The 20,346-nt window shown below is 42.2% G+C and carries 16 protein-coding genes; 7 read left to right on the top strand and 9 right to left on the bottom strand.

The window, feature by feature from the left end; translation table 11 throughout:
• Genes AC5162_RS03165 through purE form a run of 3 tightly spaced genes read right to left on the bottom strand, consistent with a single transcriptional unit; the run spans nucleotide 1 to nucleotide 2,379 of the window.
• The gene (locus AC5162_RS03165; protein WP_496533798.1) at nucleotides 1-753 is read right to left on the bottom strand and encodes a phosphoribosylaminoimidazolesuccinocarboxamide synthase; all 753 of its coding nucleotides are present in this window, start codon (nucleotides 751-753) and stop codon (nucleotides 1-3) included.
• 13 nt (nucleotides 754-766) lie between these two features.
• Nucleotides 767-1,894 (bottom strand): 5-(carboxyamino)imidazole ribonucleotide synthase, encoded by a 1,128-nt coding sequence (purK, locus tag AC5162_RS03160; RefSeq protein ID WP_496533797.1) that lies wholly within the window; start codon nucleotides 1,892-1,894, stop codon nucleotides 767-769.
• Nucleotides 1,891-2,379 (bottom strand): 5-(carboxyamino)imidazole ribonucleotide mutase, encoded by a 489-nt coding sequence (gene purE / locus AC5162_RS03155; protein ID WP_496533796.1) that lies wholly within the window; start codon nucleotides 2,377-2,379, stop codon nucleotides 1,891-1,893. The genes purK and purE overlap by 4 nt, the downstream gene beginning before the upstream one ends.
• A 571-nt stretch (nucleotides 2,380-2,950) precedes the next feature.
• Here purE and AC5162_RS03150 point away from each other — a divergent pair.
• From AC5162_RS03150 to AC5162_RS03135, 4 genes are read left to right on the top strand one after another with little or no spacing between them, the layout of a single operon-like run.
• Nucleotides 2,951-4,087, top strand: a complete 1,137-nt coding sequence (locus AC5162_RS03150; RefSeq protein ID WP_496533795.1) for a tetratricopeptide repeat protein — start codon at nucleotides 2,951-2,953, stop codon at nucleotides 4,085-4,087.
• On the top strand, nucleotides 4,084-4,851 hold the full coding sequence (locus tag AC5162_RS03145; protein ID WP_496533794.1) for an ABC transporter ATP-binding protein: 768 nt from the start codon (nucleotides 4,084-4,086) through the stop codon (nucleotides 4,849-4,851). Before AC5162_RS03150 ends, AC5162_RS03145 begins: the two co-directional genes overlap by 4 nt.
• Nucleotides 4,848-5,597, top strand: coding sequence for a hypothetical protein (locus AC5162_RS03140; RefSeq protein ID WP_496533793.1), 750 nt, complete (start codon nucleotides 4,848-4,850; stop codon nucleotides 5,595-5,597). The genes AC5162_RS03145 and AC5162_RS03140 overlap by 4 nt, the downstream gene beginning before the upstream one ends.
• Nucleotides 5,598-6,299, top strand: a complete 702-nt coding sequence (locus AC5162_RS03135; RefSeq protein ID WP_496533792.1) for a hypothetical protein — start codon at nucleotides 5,598-5,600, stop codon at nucleotides 6,297-6,299.
• Between the two features lie 36 nt (nucleotides 6,300-6,335).
• Here the strand turns inward: AC5162_RS03135 and AC5162_RS03130 are convergent, their stop codons facing one another.
• Nucleotides 6,336-7,631, bottom strand: coding sequence for a chloride channel protein (locus AC5162_RS03130; protein WP_496533791.1), 1,296 nt, complete (start codon nucleotides 7,629-7,631; stop codon nucleotides 6,336-6,338).
• Nucleotides 7,632-8,557: 926 nt separating this feature from the next.
• Here AC5162_RS03130 and AC5162_RS03125 point away from each other — a divergent pair.
• Both AC5162_RS03125 and AC5162_RS03120 read left to right on the top strand, forming a co-directional pair.
• A complete protein-coding gene (locus AC5162_RS03125; RefSeq protein WP_496533893.1) occupies nucleotides 8,558-10,666 on the top strand; it encodes a copper-translocating P-type ATPase in 2,109 nt (702 codons plus the stop codon).
• Nucleotides 10,667-10,760: 94 nt separating this feature from the next.
• Complete coding sequence (locus AC5162_RS03120) at nucleotides 10,761-11,474, top strand: MIP/aquaporin family protein (protein WP_496533790.1); 714 nt, start codon at nucleotides 10,761-10,763, stop codon at nucleotides 11,472-11,474.
• A 44-nt stretch (nucleotides 11,475-11,518) separates the two neighbouring features.
• Here AC5162_RS03120 and AC5162_RS03115 read toward each other — a convergent pair whose 3' ends face one another.
• The 4 genes from AC5162_RS03115 to AC5162_RS03100 all read right to left on the bottom strand — a co-directional run bounded on the left by AC5162_RS03115 (nucleotide 11,519) and on the right by AC5162_RS03100 (nucleotide 18,084).
• Entirely contained in the window at nucleotides 11,519-12,499 is a 981-nt protein-coding gene (locus AC5162_RS03115; protein ID WP_496533789.1) for a Ppx/GppA phosphatase family protein, read from the bottom strand.
• A 119-nt stretch (nucleotides 12,500-12,618) separates the two neighbouring features.
• Complete coding sequence (gene ppk1, locus AC5162_RS03110) at nucleotides 12,619-14,697, bottom strand: polyphosphate kinase 1 (protein ID WP_496533788.1); 2,079 nt, start codon at nucleotides 14,695-14,697, stop codon at nucleotides 12,619-12,621.
• Nucleotides 14,698-14,964: 267 nt separating this feature from the next.
• Nucleotides 14,965-15,849 (bottom strand): RluA family pseudouridine synthase, encoded by an 885-nt coding sequence (locus tag AC5162_RS03105; RefSeq protein ID WP_496533787.1) that lies wholly within the window; start codon nucleotides 15,847-15,849, stop codon nucleotides 14,965-14,967.
• A 48-nt stretch (nucleotides 15,850-15,897) separates the two neighbouring features.
• A complete protein-coding gene (locus AC5162_RS03100; RefSeq protein WP_496533786.1) occupies nucleotides 15,898-18,084 on the bottom strand; it encodes an LTA synthase family protein in 2,187 nt (728 codons plus the stop codon).
• Between the two features lie 146 nt (nucleotides 18,085-18,230).
• Between AC5162_RS03100 and AC5162_RS03095 the strand changes: the two genes are divergently transcribed.
• Nucleotides 18,231-19,010: a TIGR01457 family HAD-type hydrolase gene (locus AC5162_RS03095; RefSeq protein ID WP_496533785.1), complete on the top strand. Its 780-nt coding sequence runs from the start codon at nucleotides 18,231-18,233 to the stop codon at nucleotides 19,008-19,010.
• A 33-nt stretch (nucleotides 19,011-19,043) separates the two neighbouring features.
• Here AC5162_RS03095 and AC5162_RS03090 read toward each other — a convergent pair whose 3' ends face one another.
• Nucleotides 19,044-20,252 (bottom strand): DUF2075 domain-containing protein, encoded by a 1,209-nt coding sequence (locus AC5162_RS03090; RefSeq protein WP_496533784.1) that lies wholly within the window; start codon nucleotides 20,250-20,252, stop codon nucleotides 19,044-19,046.
• Nucleotides 20,253-20,346: the final 94 nt, after the last annotated feature.

Raw genomic sequence — 20,346 nt, 5'->3', positions numbered from 1 at the left:
TTACTTCTTCAAAACTTTTTCTAAGCGGTTCAAAACATCTTCATAGCCAACACGCAAGTCACCCTGCTTTTGGCGGAAAACATCTTTATCAAGGGACTTACCCGTCTTCTTATCAACCAAACGCATGTTGTCAGGTGATAATTCATCGGCCAAAATTAAGTCGCCGTTCGCAACCCGGCCAAATTCCAATTTGAAGTCAATCAATTGAATATCAATCTTTGAAAAGACATCAACCAGCAAGGCATTGACCTGGTCGGCCATCCTAAAGACAAAGTCCATATCTTCTTGCGTAGCAATCTTTAATGACAAAGCCTGAGACTGGTTCATAAAAGGGTCGTCTAATTCATCTGACTTGTAATACATCTCTTGGACACGAGGGTCTAAGGTCATCCCCTTTTCAACCCCAAACCGGCTGACAAAGTGGCCGGCTGTGACATTCCGGGTCACAATTTCAAGCGGGATAATTTCAACTTTTCGAACCAATTCATCGTTATCCGAAACCGAGGTCAACCAGTGGTGGGTAATCCCCTGGTCTTTCAAGTATTCAAACAGCAAGGTGGATATCTTACTGTTTAACTGACCCTTACCGGCATAGTCTTCTTTGACCTTCCCGTTCAAAGCCGTGACCTGATCCATGTAGTGCATCCATAAAATTTCAGGATCACTAGTAGCAAAGACCTGCTTGGCCTTTCCTTGGTATAACAAGTCGCCCTGTGTAATTACTTGGCCGGCAAACTCAACTTCTTGTCCCATTGTTTTTCCCTCTTTACTTCATTTGTGTAACGTAGTCTGCCAAGTCTTGGCAGTTAGCTTGGCCAACGACTGTGATGTGGCCCATCTTTCGACCAGGCTTAATGTCTGCCTTGCCATAGTCATGGAAGTGCCAACCGGGATGGTCTGGCAAAGCTTCCTTGGCCGTGGTCAATTCATCACCTAATAAGTTGACCATCATCGCCTGGTCGAATTGACGGATTGTTGGAATTGGCAAGCCAACAATACTGCGGATATGACCATCAAACTGCGAAATATCACAAGATTCAATCGTATAGTGACCGGAGTTATGTGGCCGTGGGGCTAATTCATTAACCCAAATTTGACCACTTTCTTCATCAACGAAAAGCTCAATCCCAAGAGCACCACGTAGGTCCAATTCATCAGCGACCGTCTTGGCAATTTCGTGAACCCGACCACTCATCTGGTCTGGAATAGTCGCTGGAATCACGCAGGTTTTCAAAACGTGGTTTTGGTGAACATTTTCAGAAATTGGCCAAGTGACCAAGTTCCCTTGGGCAGTCTTGGTAACCATGACGGAAACTTCTTTGGTAAAGTTAATCTTTTCTTCCAAGATTAAAATTCCAGCGGGGAAGTCTTCTTTCAACTTTGCTACATCAGCTTCATCGTTCAAATCAAACTGACCATGACCGTCATAACCGCCAGAAACCGTCTTTAAAATTGCTGGCAAGCCAATCTCTTGGATGGCTTGGTCGAGTTCTTGTGGTGAGCTTACCTTGGCAAAGCCAGCCACTGGGACTTTCGCTTCATCACGGATAAAGGTCTTTTCCTGGATCCGGTCACTGGTAATTTCTAGTAAGCGAACTCCCTGAGGAACATAGGCATTTTGGAGTTTGTTCAAGGCTGCTTGGCTAACGTTTTCGAACTCATAAGTCAAAACATCTGACCGGTCGGCTAATTCTTGCAAGGCCTGTTGGTCGTCATATTCCGCTATAATTTGGTCATCACAGACTTGCGCAGTTGGACATCCAGGCGTTGGGTCTAAAACCAAGAGCTTATAACCCATCTGTTTGGCAGAAAAGGCCATCATTTGGCCTAATTGACCGCCACCGATAATCCCAATCGTTTGCCCAGGTTTTACATAATGGCTTTCACCGATCATTTCAAGTCCTCCTGGCTGACAATTGACTTTTCAGTTTGAGCTTGGCGGTACTTGGCCAAGCGCGAAGCAATCATCTTATCTTGTAAACTCAAGATTGAAGCGGCATAAAGAGCAGCGTTTTTGGCACCAGAAGCACCAATTGCCATCGTCCCAACGGGAATTCCACTTGGCATTTGCACGATACTTAGTAATGAGTCCATCCCATTCAGGTTGCTGGACTTCATTGGGACCCCAATCACTGGAATGGTCGTATTAGCGGCTAACATTCCTGGCAAATGAGCAGCACCGCCGGCACCAGCAATAATAATATCAATCCCATTTTGCCGAGCAGTTTGGGCGAATTCTTGGAGTTCATTTGGCATCCGGTGAGCCGAGATAATTCGCTTTTCGGCTGAAATCTCCAATTCCTCTAAGATGGCATAGCCCTCTTTCATTGCCGGCCAGTCACTGGTCGATCCCATCACTACCGCAACGTGAAGCGTCATGGTTCCCTCCTGAATGTTCGTTTTTTAAATAGATAAAAACTGATTTCATTTCCATCAGTTCGGTTCAAAATCATAATAACAAATTTTAAGAATAATGTGTTCGCTTTTTGATAATAATTTTCTAATATAAGAAGAAATATTCGAACAAAAGGCGAACGTTACAGGAAAGAAATGTTAAACTCATATTTTTTAAATAAATTAACTCAAACTATTTCTTTTTGGGTACTATAACGAACTTACCTTACACCTCTAAGATTTTTGTTTAAAAAAATAAACAAAACCAACAAATAGTTTGTTAATTCGTATTATTTATACATTTTATATAAAATAGTATTTTATTTATAAAATAATAAAACATTTATTGACATTTTTAAAAAACAGTTTTATATTGGCACCAGAAAAGCTTTTCAAATAAAAAAAGGAGAATCAATTATGAAAAAAGATGCAAAAGCAGTAAGTACACGTCGTCTAATCGAGAATGCTAACAATCAGTTAACTAACGACTCAATAACTATGATTGGCATGATGATGGGCGGATGGAATCACTAATGACAAGCTATTGGAGGTGCCAATGAATTTCCGTGAATACATTGGCCAGTACGAAAGGGCAGATACTTTGCATTTAAAGAAGTTTCCGGCCTTTTTTGCTAGGCTAAAATTAGCTCGTAAGCTGCTAAATAACATTACCAATCTAGATGATGATCGAGACCTTGCAGTTCCTTATTACTTAAGTGATTTGGGCGTCAGAATGTTAAAAGATGCCCAAATGTATGCTGAATACATCAGTAAAGAATTCGACACAACATTACCAGATTCGAAAAGCATGATTGCCGAAATCAATAGTGTCGAAATATCAAAATTAAAACATTGGCTTGATATTTCTATTTTACTAACCGGTAGATACGATGTCGTTTATCAAGTTGTTTTAACCAGATTCTTAGAAATATTAGAATCAGACGATTATAGACTACTGCTTTATTCTGGCACTGTGCTTGCAAGTCAAAGCGATACTAGATTCCGTCAAATATTTTTGACTGCAGAAAAAATTAAAACTCTCAGCCTAAAAGATCGACTTGTGCTTCATCATCGATTAGCCGTCAGTGAATTAAAAAGAAGTCACGACTTATCGGCGTTTAATTCGCAAGTCGAAGCTATTTTGTCTAAATACAATATGAATCACTCAGATGAATTTTGGATCATCATTGGACTGCTTAATAATTTGTATGGCCTACATCTTGTTAAACAGAATGGTCCCACACCTACGTTAGAACTCATTATGATAGACGCTGATAGCATCTTAACTGCCGCATTATCTTCAGAAACGAACCCCAGAAAACGAGATATGGTCCTTCGCTACTTAGGACAAATCGCTATCAATCGAGCCCAACTTTACATGCACGAAAAAAGAATAAAACGAAGTCAAGAAATTCTACGCCTTAGTTTAAAGCGCCTTAATAAAGCCCACTCTTTATATACGTCTGAAGCCTACGGTATCCTTTCCGTTATTGATTACAAGGCAAATGATTATCAATCAGCAATTCAAAATGCCGAACAAGCATTAAAACTTTATAGAAGAATCGGAAACGTTAGTGCCATGGCTGAGGTCTATAAGGTTTTATTGGCCTCATACGATAAATTAGGCTTACAAAATAAAGCTACTACTTTAGCGGAGAAGCTACAAAACAATCAAAGAGAGCTTTATATATGAAAAAACAATCCCCAATTTTATTCACTCATCAGCTAAGCAAAAGCTACCATGGTAGACCCACCGTTCAACAAGTCTCCTTTGAACTCAATAAGGGTGAAATCTTAGCTTTTATTGGACCAAACGGTGCAGGAAAAACCACCCTGCTAAAAATGCTGGCAGGATTTTTAACGAGTGATGCAGGAAAAATAATAATAAACGATATTGACCAAACCAATCAACTTGGGCAATTAAATAACAAAGTGGCAACTGTTTTTAGTGGAGAAAGTGGTTTCTATCGCAGTGCCACCGTCAAAGATAACCTCTTCTTTTTTGCGACATTATTAGGGTGCCCTAAAAGAGAAATCCCCGACCGTGTTAAAGTCGCTCTAAGGCAAGTCAACTTAGTGGCAGATGAAAACAAGAAAATTTTCCAATTATCAATGGGAATGTTGCAACGACTACAAATTGCTCGTGGTTTACTACAACAAAAACCAATTTTACTTCTTGACGAACCTACGAACGGAGTCGATACTGAAATATCTCATTCCATTCGTCAAACAATTCAATCCATCGCCAATACCGGCACAGCAATCATCTTAACCAGTCACATACTAAACGAAGTCAGCGAACTAGCTGACAAAATCAATTTACTCTATAATGGTGAAATTCGTTTTGCCGGTACTGCGAAGGAACTGATTGCCAAATCCGACGTTCAAAAAATTAATCGTCCAGCAACCCTTGAAGAATCCTACCTTGGCTTTTTAGCCCAAATAGGAGGTAAATGATCATCCGTTTTCTAACAATGTACCAATTTCATATCCGCCAGTATGCGAACAATTCCTATTTTTGCTGGTTAGTTTTAATGAGCACTCTCAGCATTGTAATATTGAGATTTATCAGTGCTTATTCAAGCAGCACTATGCTTAACGAAACCGATGTAATTACCGCCGGCTTATTTGGCATGTGGAGTAGTGCCATTACTTCAGCTGGTATTTTGCATTTTCAACGAAACCAAGGCGTCCTAGTTTACCTTGTAAACGGGGGAAACGCCGTCGTAAGTAACCTTGTCGCATTGATTTCTTCGGCCAGCACCTTTGGATTGATTGCCTTTCCACTTGCTTATTTAGCTAGCTCCCTATTGAACTTAGGAGTTTTTCCGACCATTCAGTTAGCTAAGCTGATTGGCATTATTTTCTTTTGGTTGGGTACACTACCAATCACCTACTTAGTCGCCGAGTTATTTTTATTAACGAAAAACGCCTTTGTCTACGAGGGGCTATTTGTGACACCCGTACTTTTATTTTCTGGTCTACTCGGCTCTACCAATACCTTCCAAAACCCTTCAGTTTTATTAAGCAACCTTTTGCCCATAGCTTGGCCCGTTCACATATTAATCAACCAGGAAAAATTCAGCTTACAATCTGCGGTGATTTGGATTGTTGTATTGGCTGTCTGGCTACTTTTGGCCGGATTAGTCTTAAAGAAAGTTCTATTTCGCGTTCGCGTTAGCGGTGACTTGGAGGTGGTTTGAATGGTTATTAGAGCTTTAGTCAAAAGTTTGCCAACTTTTAGTAACTGGCAGACAATCCTTGTTACTTTTTTGGCTGAACCATTTTTTGCTGTTTTATTCTATTATCTGATTAGCCCTTCGAACAACAGAAGTGTCCTATTAACGGCCGTCATCACTTTAACCATCGTAAACCAAGTGATCAGCCTATATACGCAAATTTTTGTAGTAGCCCAAAATAATCAATTATTAAAAATAATTTTTATTCATTGCCGTTCACTACTAATATTTACAATCAACGCTTACTTCATTGCCCTTTTAACCGCCATCAGCCAAGGCATCATTTTAGCTGTTCTTTATAGTATTTTTGGACTACCAATCATTTTATCAATCAGTAACTTGATCATTATTTTTGTCCTACTCACTATCTTTACCTTCTTGTTAGGGACAGCTGTAGTTATTTGCTCTTTGAATACTTATAATCCGTTCTTTAGTTCGAACTTGTTGGTAGGAACAATGCCCATTATTTCAGCAGCCATTATTCCCATTTCTTCCTATCCAAGCTGGCTGACTTTTTTCAGCCGACTGACCCCTTTTTGGCAAATCCAAAACCTGCTGTGGACTGGCAGCCTTAACTATCAAGTAGTTAGTCTGTACTGCCTGATTTATGCTCTACTAACTTGGATTATTATTCATCTTCGCAGAAAACAAATTTTAAGCAATTAAAAAACCAGGTTGGTATAGAACCAACCTGGTTTTTCCTTATTTATTTGCTCGCCAATTCAAGTAAAGCTTAGCGGTTGAAGATGATAACGAGACTGCAACTGCGAAGATAACCAGGGCCGAATAATCCAAATGAGCAATTTCAAAAATCATAAACATCGCCATTAATGGGGCCTGTTGCGATGCTGCTAGTAGTGCAACCGCACCAATTAAGGCAAATTCCCAAGGTGCAATTGTTGGCATGAAGGGGTGGAAGACCAAGACGCTTAACAAGCCAAGGACTGATCCCAGCGCAATTGCCGGGGTCAAAACACCACCGGTTCCACCGGCGTACAACGTTAAGAAGGTGACAATAAACTTTAAGATACCAAGGACCAATAAGAGCCCCAGCAACTTTTGGTTGGTCTGCAAAAAGGCCAGCTGAGCAGTTGCCCGACCATTTCCCGTAATATAAGGAAGGAAGTAGGCGATGGCTCCTGTCAAAATTCCGGCCAACGGCATCGTTACCAAGACCAACTTACCAGGTGCTTGGTGGCTTTGTGCCCAAGCAAAGCCTTGTTTTGCCAAAGCACCAAAGATTCCAGCGACTGGGCCGATGATTGCTGCTGCAACCACCAGCCAAATTGAAAAGTGTTCGGTCTTTAGCAGACCATAATATGGGTCAAAGCCCTTGGCAAGAGTTCCCAGCAAGGCGGCGATCGCAGACATCGATAGGGAAACCGCGACAACTTTGACCGAGACCTTCTTATATAAGAGTTCGACTGCAAAAAGCATCCCGGTAATTGGGGCGATATAAACGCCAGCAAAACCGGCACCGGCTGCCGCAGCTAAGAGCAGCTTCTGGTCTTCTTCATCCAAGACGTGCCAGCCAAACTTCTTCGTCCAGCGTTGGTAAGTTTGAGCTAGCATTACCCCGCCTTGACGAGGAGCCAACTCACGGCCAACTGACCCACCAGTCCCAACGTAAAAGATTTGAGCCAAAACATTCATAATCGTTTTGAAAACTGGCATCTGCTGCCCCTTTAAGGCGCCGTTAATGCCAACAATCTTTCCCCGACCGTTATTCCGGATTGCCCACCACACGATAGCGGCAATCATCCCACCAACCGTAACTGACCAGAAACGGCGGCTAGCACCGGAGTGGTTGGGGCTATAGTTATGAAAGTTTTCGTGGAAGTTCAAGAAATAATGTTCAACCACATCCAAGAACAGCGATAATAAGACTGCCATCAACCCAATCACAACCGCTAAGACCGCCGTTGCAATTACTAAGTTCAGCAATTCATGTTTTCTTTGGTCTAGCTTTTCTTGACCAACCACTGTTTGACTTGCCATTATTAAATCCTCTATTAAATATGTAAATTAAATTTCAGCCCTAACGGATCAAAACCCGCCTTATTCGGTTTAGGACAACGGTTTTCGCTTTTAAGGCCGTCTATAAATTTACAAAAATGTTTACCAAAAAGCAAGCGTTTTTCATTATTTAAGACGCCTTCTTAACCGTTTTTACATCTTCGTTATCAGAAAACAATATAAATAAAACTATACCAATTTCATTTATATTTTAAATCCTGCTATTAAAAACTATAATTGTATCTTTTTTCACTTTATTTTATAAAGTAATTATTTTACTTCTAAATGCCTATTTATAAGTATTTATATTGTTTTATTTTAGACTTGACAAACCAATTTAACTTAAAATAATTCTTATTCCTCTTGCATCTTCACACAATTTGATATAAATTAGACCAGTAAGCAAATAATTTAGTTTTAAGAAAGGAAGAGGCGCTATGGCAGACGATTTCGATAAGAAAAATCAGATGAACCATGGGCATGAAATGGGACACGACCACATGCACATGGACCATGATATGTCAGAGATGGGCCACCATGACCACGATATGGGTAAGATGGACCATGAAAAAATGCACATGGATCACAGTCACCACGACATGGATCACATGGGCAAAATGGACCACAGTCAGATGAAGATGAACCATGATGGAAATGAGGAGAAACACGACTGTTGTAAAGATGGCAAGTGTGACCACCATGACCACCAAGGCCATAACCACGCCGACCACGACATGTCAAAGATGGACCATAGTCATATGGACATGGGCCATGATATGAAAAACATGGATCATGGTCAGATGAGTATGAGTCACACAAAAGACAGTGATGCCCACGCTTGCTGCAAAGACGGCAAATGTGACCACAACGGCCACAACCATGACAGCCATAACACGGACCATGAACACATGCACATGACCCATGACCACCACAACATGGATATGTCTGACCACCAAGGACACGATCAGATGAAGATGGACCACAGTCACCATGATATGAGTCATATGGATATGTCTGGTCATGATATGGGCAACATGGCTGGCATGGACCACATGCACATGGGTCATGACATGTCTGGAATGGGCGGTATGCACATGCATATGGACCACGGTGACATGAAAAAGCGGTTCTGGTGGTCCCTAATTCTCTTAGTCCCATTGGTCTTTGTTGCGCCATTTATGGGCATGGACCTACCATTTACCCTCGTCTTCCCTGGTTCGAACTGGTTGACAGTTATTTTGGCCACTGCGATGTACGTCGTTGGAACCAAGCCCTTCTTCTCTAGTGCTAAGGGCGAACTTTCTTCTAAGAAGCCAGCCATGATGTCCTTAATTTCAATGGGACTAATCGTCACCTACTGGGTATCGATTTACGCCTTCATTGCTAAAACTTTCTTCCACGTTAATGCGACCGATTACTTCTTTGAATTTGCCACATTGATTGTCATTATGTTGCTTGGTCACTTAATTGAAATGCAAGCAACCATGAAAGCCGGCAATGCCACTTCTGAGCTTTCAAAGTTAACGCCACAGACTGCCCATGTTAAGCACGGCGATTCCTACATGGACATGCCCGTTGCTTCCTTGCAAGCAGGTGCTGAAGTGCAGGTGTTGGCCGGTGAATCTTTCCCCGCCGACGGAACCGTTATCAGCGGTTCTTCTCAAGTTGACGAATCCTTAATGACCGGTGAATCAAAGCCTGTTAAAAAGGGTGAAAAAGCCGATGTTATCGGTGGAACAATTAACGGCGATGGTACTTTGGTTGTCAAAGTTGCAGCCGTTGGTGACGATTCCTTTATTGGTCACTTAAAGCAATCTTTGATGGAATCAGAGGCTAGTTCTTCAAAGGCTGAATCGTTGGCTAACAAAGTTGCCGGCTGGCTCTTCTGGGTTGGTTTGACTGCCGCCATTTTGGCACTGGTCATTTGGACCTTTGTTTCTGGTCCTACTACGGCCTTTAACGTCGCCGTTACCACTTTGATTATCGCCTGTCCTCACGCATTAGGCTTGGCCATTCCATTGGTTATCCAACGGACTAAGGCGATTGCTGCCAAGGACGGTATCTTAATCAAGAAACACGGGGCCGTTTTGCAGGCCAAGCACTTAGACTACGCCTTGATGGATAAGACTGGAACATTGACCAACGGTCACTTCCAAGTCCAACAATTTGAAGCCTACAAGGTCGAAGAAAATGATGGGTTAGCGATTATGGCCGCCCTTGAATCACAGTCTTCCCACCCTTTGGCTAAGGCAATTGTTGAAGAAGCCAAGAACAAAGGCTTAGCCGAGAAACAGGCAAGCGACGTTCAAAACATCGCCGGGTCTGGTTTGTCAGGGCAAGTCGATGGCCAGAAGTACTTCGTAGTTTCTGCCCGCTACTTGACTGAGCAAAAAATTAACTTTACCCCACTTGATGCGGATGGTTCCGTTTCATATTTGACTGATGGCAAAGGGGTCTTGGCGGCTGTTTCACTTGGTGACACCATCAAGGACTCTGCCAAGGACTTCGTTTCACAATTGAAGGTTCACCACATCACCCCTGTTTTGGTAACCGGTGATGCCAAAAAGACGGCTAACAAGGTCGCTGAAGAACTTGGTATCGAAGTCGTTCAGGCTGAAGTTTCACCACAAGACAAGATTGACTTGGTCAAGGAATACCAAAAGAAAGGTAAGACCATGATGATTGGTGATGGTATCAACGATTCCCCTGCCTTAGCTCAAGCAGACTTATCAGTTGCAATTGGCGCTGGAACCGACGTTGCGCAAGCCTCTGCCGATGCCGTTTTGATTTCAAAGTCATTACCTAAGATTATTGACTTGATTAACTTGGCGCACAACGCCAACAGTAAGGAATTACAAAACCTCTGGTGGGGTGCTGGTTACAACATCCTCGCTATCCCAACCGCTGCTGGACTCTTCGCCTTTATCGGCATCATGTTAAACCCAATGGTTGGTGCGATTGTCATGTCCCTTTCAACAGTTATCGTGGCCGGAAACGCCATGACTTTGCATAAGTAATTTGACGAAAAACAATTAAAAATCTTATTTTTAAAGCACCTTTTAAGCTGAAACTGTATAATGGTTTTTAGCAGAAATAAAAGGAGCTTTTTTTATGCGCAAGTACTTTGCAGAATTCTTAGGAACGATGCTGTTGGTAATTTTTACCACAACAGCAATGTTGTACGTCACTACCTTCCAAACTGGTCGTCTTTTCGACGCCAGCGCTATCTTTGGTTTGTCACTTGCCATCTTGATGATGGTCTTTGGTTCATTTGCCCATGGCGGTCACTTTAACCCGGCCGTTTCATTGGCAGCAGCCATCGATAAGGATATTTCTTGGAAGGACTTTGGCTATTACGTCCTTGCGCAACTAGTTGGCGCTGTTGTTGGTTTGGGTATCGCTGCCATTACCTTGTTGCCAGTCATCAACAACCAAGCAACCTCAACTTCAACCTCAACAGCAACGAGCACGACTGTCAAAGCCAGCCAGCTCTTTGCTTCCGTGGAACCATCGGCCTCATCAATCGCCTTTGGCGCCGCTTTGTTGATCGAGCTTTTCTTCACCTACGTTTTGGCCTTCTTTACTATCTTAGCCTTGAAGAAGTATGCCAAGCAAAGTGCTGTAATTACCGGTGCTACTTTCACTGTAATTACCTTTGTAACTTACCCAATCACCGGTGGTTTGGTGAACCCTGCCCGGGTTTTGGCCCCAGCCATCTGCTCTGGTTTTGGTAACACGATCCACCTCTGGTATTTCTTAATCGTTGAAATCCTTGCAGGGGCCTTGGCTGGTTGGACAGTTAAGTACTTCTCTAAGAAAAACTAATAGCGAACAAATTAAAAGCAGCCATCAACTGATGGCTGCTTTTTTTACTTCTCTTTTTTCTTAGACTTTTTATCTTTACCCAGAGTCTTATCGTTTTCATCACGAATTTCAAAAATCCGTTCATGCAAAATACCAAAGCGAACGCCCCGCTTTGAAAAAATAACCCGGTCTGAATTTAACCGGCGTAAAAGCGTCATTGCTGGTGATAAACCACCAACAATGATATCAGCTCGTTCTTTGGCCAAACCAGGAATTTCACGGCGACCTTCCAGACTAGTATTTAAAATATTAACGAAGATGCTTTTGACTTCCTCAGCTGACATATGGAAACCATGGATATCTTCCCAGGTCCTGCGGTCAGAACTGTTACGGCGCTTGATCCGTCCTAAGGTCCGGTTTGACCCACCCAATGCAATAATCGGTAGGTTCATACCACGTTCTAGCCACCAGATATCATTATAAGTCGTATGCAAATAATCAAAGAGCTGGAACAACTCACTGGCACTTGGTTCGTCTTCATCCAGGAAAGTTTCCGAAAGCGTCACAGCACCAAAGGGAATACTAATCGAATTAACCTGCTCTTTATTTTGCACCAAAACTATTTCAATACTACCGCCACCAGTATCCATGATAATACCATTAACGATTTGTAGCGAATTAATCACGCCCAAGTAATCGTAATGAGCTTCCTGAGTTCCTGAAATCACCTGCAAATCAATTCCGGTTTCTTCTCGGACCTCTTGTAAGAACTCGGCTTGATTAACAGCATTTCGGGTAGCCGCAGTCGCAATCGCACGCACACGCAAATTTGGCAAGTCCTGAAAACGTTCTTTAAAACTTTTCAACGCAGCAATTGTTCGGTCAATTGCTGGGCGTTTTAAAATATTATCAGGCGCCATATTTTCGGACAAGCGAACTGGCTCCTTCCCATCCATGATTGGTTCGTAAGAACCATCATCGTTAATTTGGTTGACTTCCAAACGAGCAGAATTCGATCCCAAATCAATAATGACAAAATTTTCCATAGTAAAACCTCCCGTACTCAATGAGTATAGCTCTCTCCTATGGCAGGGTCGGTGCTGAAAAGCTCGAAGCAACGAGGCGCCAATTGATACTTACTTAATTGTGACTAACTAGATGCTACTCAAAGACTTTCCTTAAATAACGGTGCCACCTTTTCCCGTGACCGGGCCGGTACTAAAAAACCCGAGGCGGCTAACCGCCGATCAGTAATTTCTTTGTTATGGTCAATCAGGTATTGTTGGGCATTAAACCCTTTCACCCCTCGGTGTTTAATATGCTTCCAAGTATCCGTATTGTCCAGGTACCGAGTTTGCACGTTATCACGCCAAAGCAGGTGCATAATTTGCCGTACTGATTCGTTTAGTGCTGAATCTTCCACTGGGAAAAGAATTTCAACCCGGCGACTCAAGTTCCGGTCCATCAAATCAGCGCTAGACATATAAACATCAGGCTGACCGCCACCATTGGCAAAGATATAAATTCGGCTGTGAGCCAGTAAGCGACCGACAACTGAGTGAACTGTGACGTTATCACTAATACCAGGAACGCCAACCCGTAAATCACAAATTCCTCGGACCAAAATATGCACTTGAACACCAGCCTGACTAGCTTCATAAATCTTTTCAATCACATGGTTATCCGACAAAGAATTCATTTTCAAAAAGATGCCGGCAGGCTTACCGCTTTTAGCATTCGCAATTTCCTGGTCCATTTTATGAAGCAAAAAGTCTCGGATGTTGTTTGGTGAAACCACCAATTTGTTCAACTTTGGCATTCTTAATGGGCCTGTGAACATATCAAAAATCTTAGCAGCATCATTTCCAATGGCCGGGTTCGCTGTGAACAAGCCCATGTCCGTGTATAAACGTGCTGTCTTATCATTATAATTTCCCGTCGCCAGGTGAACATAACGCTTAACACCGACACCCTCTCGACGGTCAACTAAAGCCAATTTAGAGTGGACCTTCAGGTCCTTAATGCCATAAACAACCCGACATCCTGCTGTTTCCAAGACCTTTACCCAATGCAAGTTATTGGCTTCATCGCCGCGGGCTTTTAATTCAATCATCACCGTCACGGACTTACCATTTTGAGCAGCCTGGCTTAAGGCCTTAATAATCGGTGAATTTTTCGATACCCGGTATAAGGTCATCTTAATCGATAAGACTTGCGGGTCAGTCGCAGCTTCCTGAACAAAGCGAATTACAGGGTTAAACGAGTCATAGGGGTGCTGTACTAGTATATCATTTTGCAAAATCAAATCATAAATTGATCCCTCTTGCAAAACGGCTGGGTCATATGCCTTAAAGGGTTTAAACAATAAGTTTTTGCGACCCTCTACTTGCTTGATAAGCTTGTTAACGAAAGTTAAATCAACTGGAGCAGTTGTTGAAAAAATTGAATCCGTCGTCACATGGTACGATTCACTCAACCAAGCAATCATTGCTTTGCCTGCACGAGCAGAGATTTCAATCCCTAAAACGGCCCCTACATCCCGCTTTCTTAAGGTTTCTTTTACAGCTGCTTTAATATCATCGGTGTTTTCATTGACATCAACATCTCGGTTCCGTGCTAGTTTAAAGACAGCTGTCGCCTCGACATTCCGCTTTGAAAACCAGTGGTTCAAATGGTGCAGCAAGACATCTTCTAGTAAGGTAAAGTCATTCTTACCTTTCTCAAGTTGCATCACCCGTGACAAACTAGTCGGAATAGGAATAATAGCAAAGGTCTGTTGACCCCCACGCTTGTCAGCTTTCAGCTGAACAGCAAGGTTTAAAGTACCATTTTTAAGAAATGGAAGTGGCTTGGCTGAATCAACAATAATCGGCGTAATAATTGGGAAAATATCCTTTTCAAAAACCTTATCCAAAGTCCTTTTTTGACTAAGACTGAGTTGCCGCCATTTTTTGAGATTAATTTTTTGCCGACGCAGATGAGGCATAATGTGACGACGATAGACATGCCCGCGCTGGTCAAAAAAATAACCAACACGGTTCAACACTACAGCTAGCTGTTGGGCCGGTAGACGACCAGCACTATCTGCGTGTTCACCATTTTGAATCTTATTATGCAGTGAACCAACTCGAACATTGAAAAACTCATCAATGTTACTTTGCGTGATACCCAAAAAACGTAACCGTTCTAACAGTGGATTCGCCTTATTAAGCGCTTCATCCAAAATCCGAAAATTAAAATCCAACCAGCTAATTTCCCGACTGTTAAAATATTCGGGTCTTCTAAATCTCATCACCAAAAAAGCCTTTCAACCGATACTATTATAATTATTGTTAACAAATGCACCATTATTATGACACGTTCGGTTAGCAAAGTATATCTTTTTACTATCTCCTTCATTAAAATTTTGATGCAATTTAGACTTTTTATCGACTTTCTTATCGTATTTGTTATCTTTTTGTGGTTATTTTCCAGTCGACATAGAAAATTGTTCATCTTTTTTGAATTATCTTTAAAATGGTACTAAATAATTTAAATTTACTTCCTTCTTGGTAAAGGGCACGATTAACCTTAACTTGGTTGAATGCAAGGCCAATCGGTCCGCTGGACGACCGAAATACCACTCGTCACCAACAATCGGATGGCCGCTAGCTGCTAAGTGAACCCGAAGTTGGTGCATCCTCCCCGTGAAAAGTTGTAACAACACCCGAGTAGTATCGGATTTTGATTGGTAGTCTACGACTTGGTAAAGGGTCTTAGCAGACTGGCCCTCTGGGTCAACCCAGCGTAACCGTTTGTCTTGTGGATGAGCTCCAATTTGTTGGTTAAACTGGTTCTGTTGGTTTTCAAACTTCCCAGTAACTAAAGCAGTATATTCACGTTTGATAATTTTTTCTTTGATTAACCGGTTTAAAATCGGGACCACCACTGGATTTTTTGCGATAATCACCAAGCCAGACGTCCCCCTGTCCAAGCGATGGACCATATAAGGTTTGGCAGGTTGTCCTGCTGAAATTGACTGACTTTCTCTCAAATAAGCAGCCAAATAATTTAAAACTGTATCCGTTTCTGTCGGCGAGTGCGGGTGCATTTTCATTCCGGCTGGTTTGTCGACAACTACTAAGTCCTCATCTTCATAGACCACACTGACAGTTTGATTATTATTGGCTGGATAAGGGCCCTGGCCTGGTCCAAAGGCTTGGTCAGCAAACGACAAAGTCAAAAAGTCCCCTTGGTTTAAAACAGTTGCAACCGATACCTGCTGGCCATTGACTTTAATTAACCGTTCTTGGCGAAGGTACCCTCGCAAGTGCTTTGGCAAATAAATGGCAGTCAGGTATTCTTTAACTGTTAACCCGGAAAATCCGGGTTCAATTGTGATTTCTTTTTGGTACATCTATTTTCCTATAGAAAAAGCCAGGAAAATTTCCTGACTTAATCTTTTTTAATCATCACCAGACGAATCGTCTTGTCCACGCGGCATAATCCGTGTAGTTGAAGTCGTCTTACTATTATCTTCTGGTGCGTTAGTAACGTATTCGCTAACCGTTGACTGACCACCATTCTTCGTAATCAAAGCTGTGCTGTTAGCCTTCCGCTCACCCTTCTTTAACCGGGCCAAGGCCGCGTTCTTCGAATAGTCATAAGAAGCGGCGTCAACTGCCCGAAAACTATCAGGGTGGTAGAACCGGAGTAAGTTCTTTTGGTTCAAAGAATCAGACATGGCCAACTTTTCATTGGCTTCAGCCTGGTACTTGTCAAAGAGTTTCTGTTGAGATTCAGTCGGATTTTTGATGGCCTGACCAGTCTGAGTATTCCAAACTGTCCCTGAAATTGAGGCATACTTAGGGGTAATCCAGTCCTTGTTGCGCATCACAACCAATTGGCTGCGGTTTTTCGATAGCAAGTCTTGACCGAACTGGATATATTGCTTACTTGAAATGCCAAGAAGGTGCTCAATCGTTGGCATCACATCAATTTCTCCACCATAGGTATGCTTGATGCCCCCACCCTTTAATCCAGGCATATGGATAATCAGCGGCGTTCGTTGCAAGTTTTCGTTATCCAAGTCCGTCCACTGGCTAGCAGACTTTCCTAAGATTGGGGCCAAGTACTTATTATCTGAGTTATTCAAGCCATAGTGGTCACCGTACAAGACCACCATCGTATTATTGTACAAGCCAGATTTCTTCAAATAAGTAAAGAATTCCTTGATAGCCTGGTCCAAATAGTGGTTGGTAATAAAGTAGTTATCAACATACTTTGAACCAGAATCAGTGGTCTGGAAGTTTGGATCCTGGTCTTCTTTATCTAATTCATACGGGATGTGGTTGGTAACCGTTAGGTACTTCACGTAAAACGGCTCTTGCAACTGTTCAAGGTATTGGATGGAATCCTTAAACAAAAGTTTATCCTTTAGACCCCAGGCAGTCGACCGTTTACCCGTCACATTAAAGTACTCGCCTGAGAACCAGTACTGGTAACCCATATTCTTATAAACATTAGTCCGGTTCCAAAATGAGCCATTATTTCCGTGGAAGACCGCTGAGGTATAACCAGCTCGTTCACTTAAAATCGCTGGCATAGCCTGGAAAGTTTGGTCAGAACCAAGCTTTGAGAACAAAGACCCCTGTGGCAAACCAAAGGTTGAGGTCTCTAGCATATTTTCAGCATCGGAAGTCTTTCCCTGACCAACCTCATTAAAGAAGTTATCAAATGAAAGCGAATCCTTGCTGTGGTACAAAGAGTTCAAGAACGGCGTGATCTCTTGACCGTTAATCTTTTTATCAATTACAAACTGCTGGAAGGACTCCAAGTGAATAACAATCACATTTTTTCCGTCCGCCTGACCAGCATAGGTTGGATTCATGCCGGCGTAGTGCTCTTGCACATACTTTTTAATCGCATTGACTTCTTCTGGCTTGGCACTCTTACGGACCTGGCTCGTATTATACGTATTATAGGCATCCAAAATGGTAAAGGGCCCTAAGCCTAAGTACTTAACCAAGTACTCCCGGTCAAACTGCCGGGTCAGCAATTGGGGCCGGTCGATATCTGCCAAAGTCAAATTTGCCATGATAAAGAAAAAGCTAAAGGCCATTAGAATTAAGGCCTTGGTCCGCTTCATCGCATTCTTATCTTGCTTGATCTTTCTAAAAATCAAAAGAAAAATCAGAATCACAATATCAAGCCAAAAGATGAAATCGTGATAGCCAAATGAAATCGCCCCGGAAGCCTTACTTCCTTGGTTAACCGATGAGTAGGTCAGCATCACGTTGACACTCATGAAGTCACTAAATTCACGGAAGTAAACGATGTTCAAGTACAGCAAAGTCGTTAATAAGCTATCAATAACAATTATGCCACCATAAAAAAGCTGTCGACTCTTGAAAAGCAACGGAATCGCAAAAAGCAGCATGGTAAAACCAATTGGGTTTACCAGCATCAACAAAAATTCAAAGGGCGACCCAGCGTGCATCCAGTGAAAGTCGACGCCATAGGCAATAATGGTTTTAACCGTAAACAAAAAAACAGCCCAACCATAAAAACCACGGCGGGTCTGAACAGCCTTTAAACTTTGGTGGAACCAGAACTTCATTTTACCTGGCAAATTGTGCAACACTTTTTCCATAGTACTGCCATTATACCCTTTATTACTGGGCTTTTCACTGAAATTTTTGTTTCATCTGAAAATAATCAGACATATGTCGGTTTCTTGCTAATTCAAGCAAAATACGGGACAATAAAGGAACTAAGAGATATAAAAGGATAACCAAAATGCCCAAATATGATGCTTACTTAATCGACTTAGACGGAACCATTTACCATGGTGCTAACCAAATTCCCGCTGCCAAGCGCTTTATTGAGCGGCTAAACCAGGCAAAAATTCCTTATTTATTTGTCACCAACAATTCAACTAAAAAAGCGGTCGACGTTGCGGATAACTTAACGAAAAACCATCAGATTCCCACAACTATTGACCAGGTTTATACTTCGGCCATGGCCACGGCTGATTACGTCAAAAATCTCGACGGTGGAGAAGGAAAGCAAAAGGTCTACTTAATTGGCGAAGCCGGGTTAAAAGATGCTTTGCTAGCAAATGAGATTGACTTAGTCGCTGGCGACCAAGCCGATGTTGTCGTGATGGGCTTAGACCGGCACTTTACCTATGAGAAACTTCAAGAAGCCACCTTTGCTATTCAACGCGGGGCCAAGTTCATTGCCACTAATGCTGATACCAACTTACCAAGTGAAAACGGTATGCTCCCCGGAGCCGGCTCTTTAGTAGCTGCACTGACTACCGCTACAGGCGTAACACCCACTATTATTGCTAAACCGGAAGCACCAATCATGGAAGGCGCTTTAGCTAAGCTTGGCAACCCCGAAAACCCAATTATGGTTGGTGACAACTACAACACTGATATTTTAGCTGGTATTCAAAATGGCCTATCAACGTTGCTTGTATACACCGGCGTTTCAACGCCCGAATTAATTGCAAAAGAAAAGAACCAACCAAGCCATACCGTTCAAAACTTTGACGAATGGTCCTTTGATTGATTCTCCTAGTCCGATTAGCCTCGGACTTTTTTTTTATTGCTGTAATTCTAATAACCGCTGATTAAAAGCTAAATCAGCGGCCTTAATGTACAGACCATGACGGCCTCGTTTGGCCAAAATATTTAAGGCATTCATCATAAAATCAGTCTTGGCCTGGTTAATTGCTTCTTGATTATTTAGATGTGGACTCTTTTTGTAAATTTCCCGGTGAGTTACTTTGTCTGGGTTAATTCTAATTCGGTCTTTAGCCTCATCATATTCAAAGGCCGGGCTCAAAAGTAAACCGACATAGTTCAGGTCGAAACCTTGGACAGTGTAAATTGAACCAACCTGGTTGATTGACTCCGGCCGATTCGGCCAAGTTTTAACTTGACTATCCAATTCATCCCATGGCAAATCAAAGCCATCCAAGACAACATGGTGGGCCCCATCTGGTCGCCGTTGAAAGCCCGTCGTTGCCACCACTCGGGCCATACCGCTTTCTTGGTTACGTTTTTTAATTTCATCAAAAAGGTCAATTGCCAAATCAAAAATTCGTAAATCGTAGTTTTCTGGGTAAGCTGGTAAAGGCTTTAACACCCCCTTAGAAAAATTCTCTACCCAATCCAAAACCGATTGATTAGCCGTCATCCGGTACTGAAAGTCCAGGTTAAAAACTTGATGGGAATAAGGTTCAATTAATGAATTCAGTAAGTCGTTTGACCAAAACATCTTACTTTGAATAACCTGCTGAAAGTCAAAGACCACTATCACGACCTTCGCTAATTTGATAATCTCTTCAAGCTGGTTATTCTGGTTGAATTTAATATATGGCTCCTTCTTACTTAAGAGCAAGTGCCCCTCATCAACAATAACCAAGTCATATTTTTCATCATTTTGCCGTGCTCGGTTAATTAAAGAAGTTGGCCTGAGGTAGTCTTTTTTATGAATGAAGGAATACTGGTCACTCATCTCCTGATAAACCTTCAAAAGTTCAGGGTGGTTAACAGTAAAAGCTGTTTTCAAATTAAAATAAGGACTATTCGAGTCTTTATAGTCTGCCTTAATCTCTTTAAAAAGCTTGGTTAGTAAAACACTTTTCCCAGTGCCCGCTGCACCTTCAACCACGCCAATATACTTTCCATCGACTTGGTTTAGCGCTTTTACGACGGATTGCTCCAGCTCAGTAAAGACAGTAGCCTGGTCTTTTGTTAAATCATCGAGGTCAAAGGGCTTTAAATTTTGATTATCAGAACTTGTCATACCAATATTATCGCACAAAAAAAGAAGAGGAAGTCCTCTTCTTGTCATGGGCCATCCAGGACTCGAACCTGGGACCTCTGCGTTATCAACACAG

This window comes from Fructobacillus sp. ChS1-6f1-1-27 (assembly GCF_059579415.1).
This window is presented reverse-complemented; position numbering and strand designations above follow the sequence as displayed.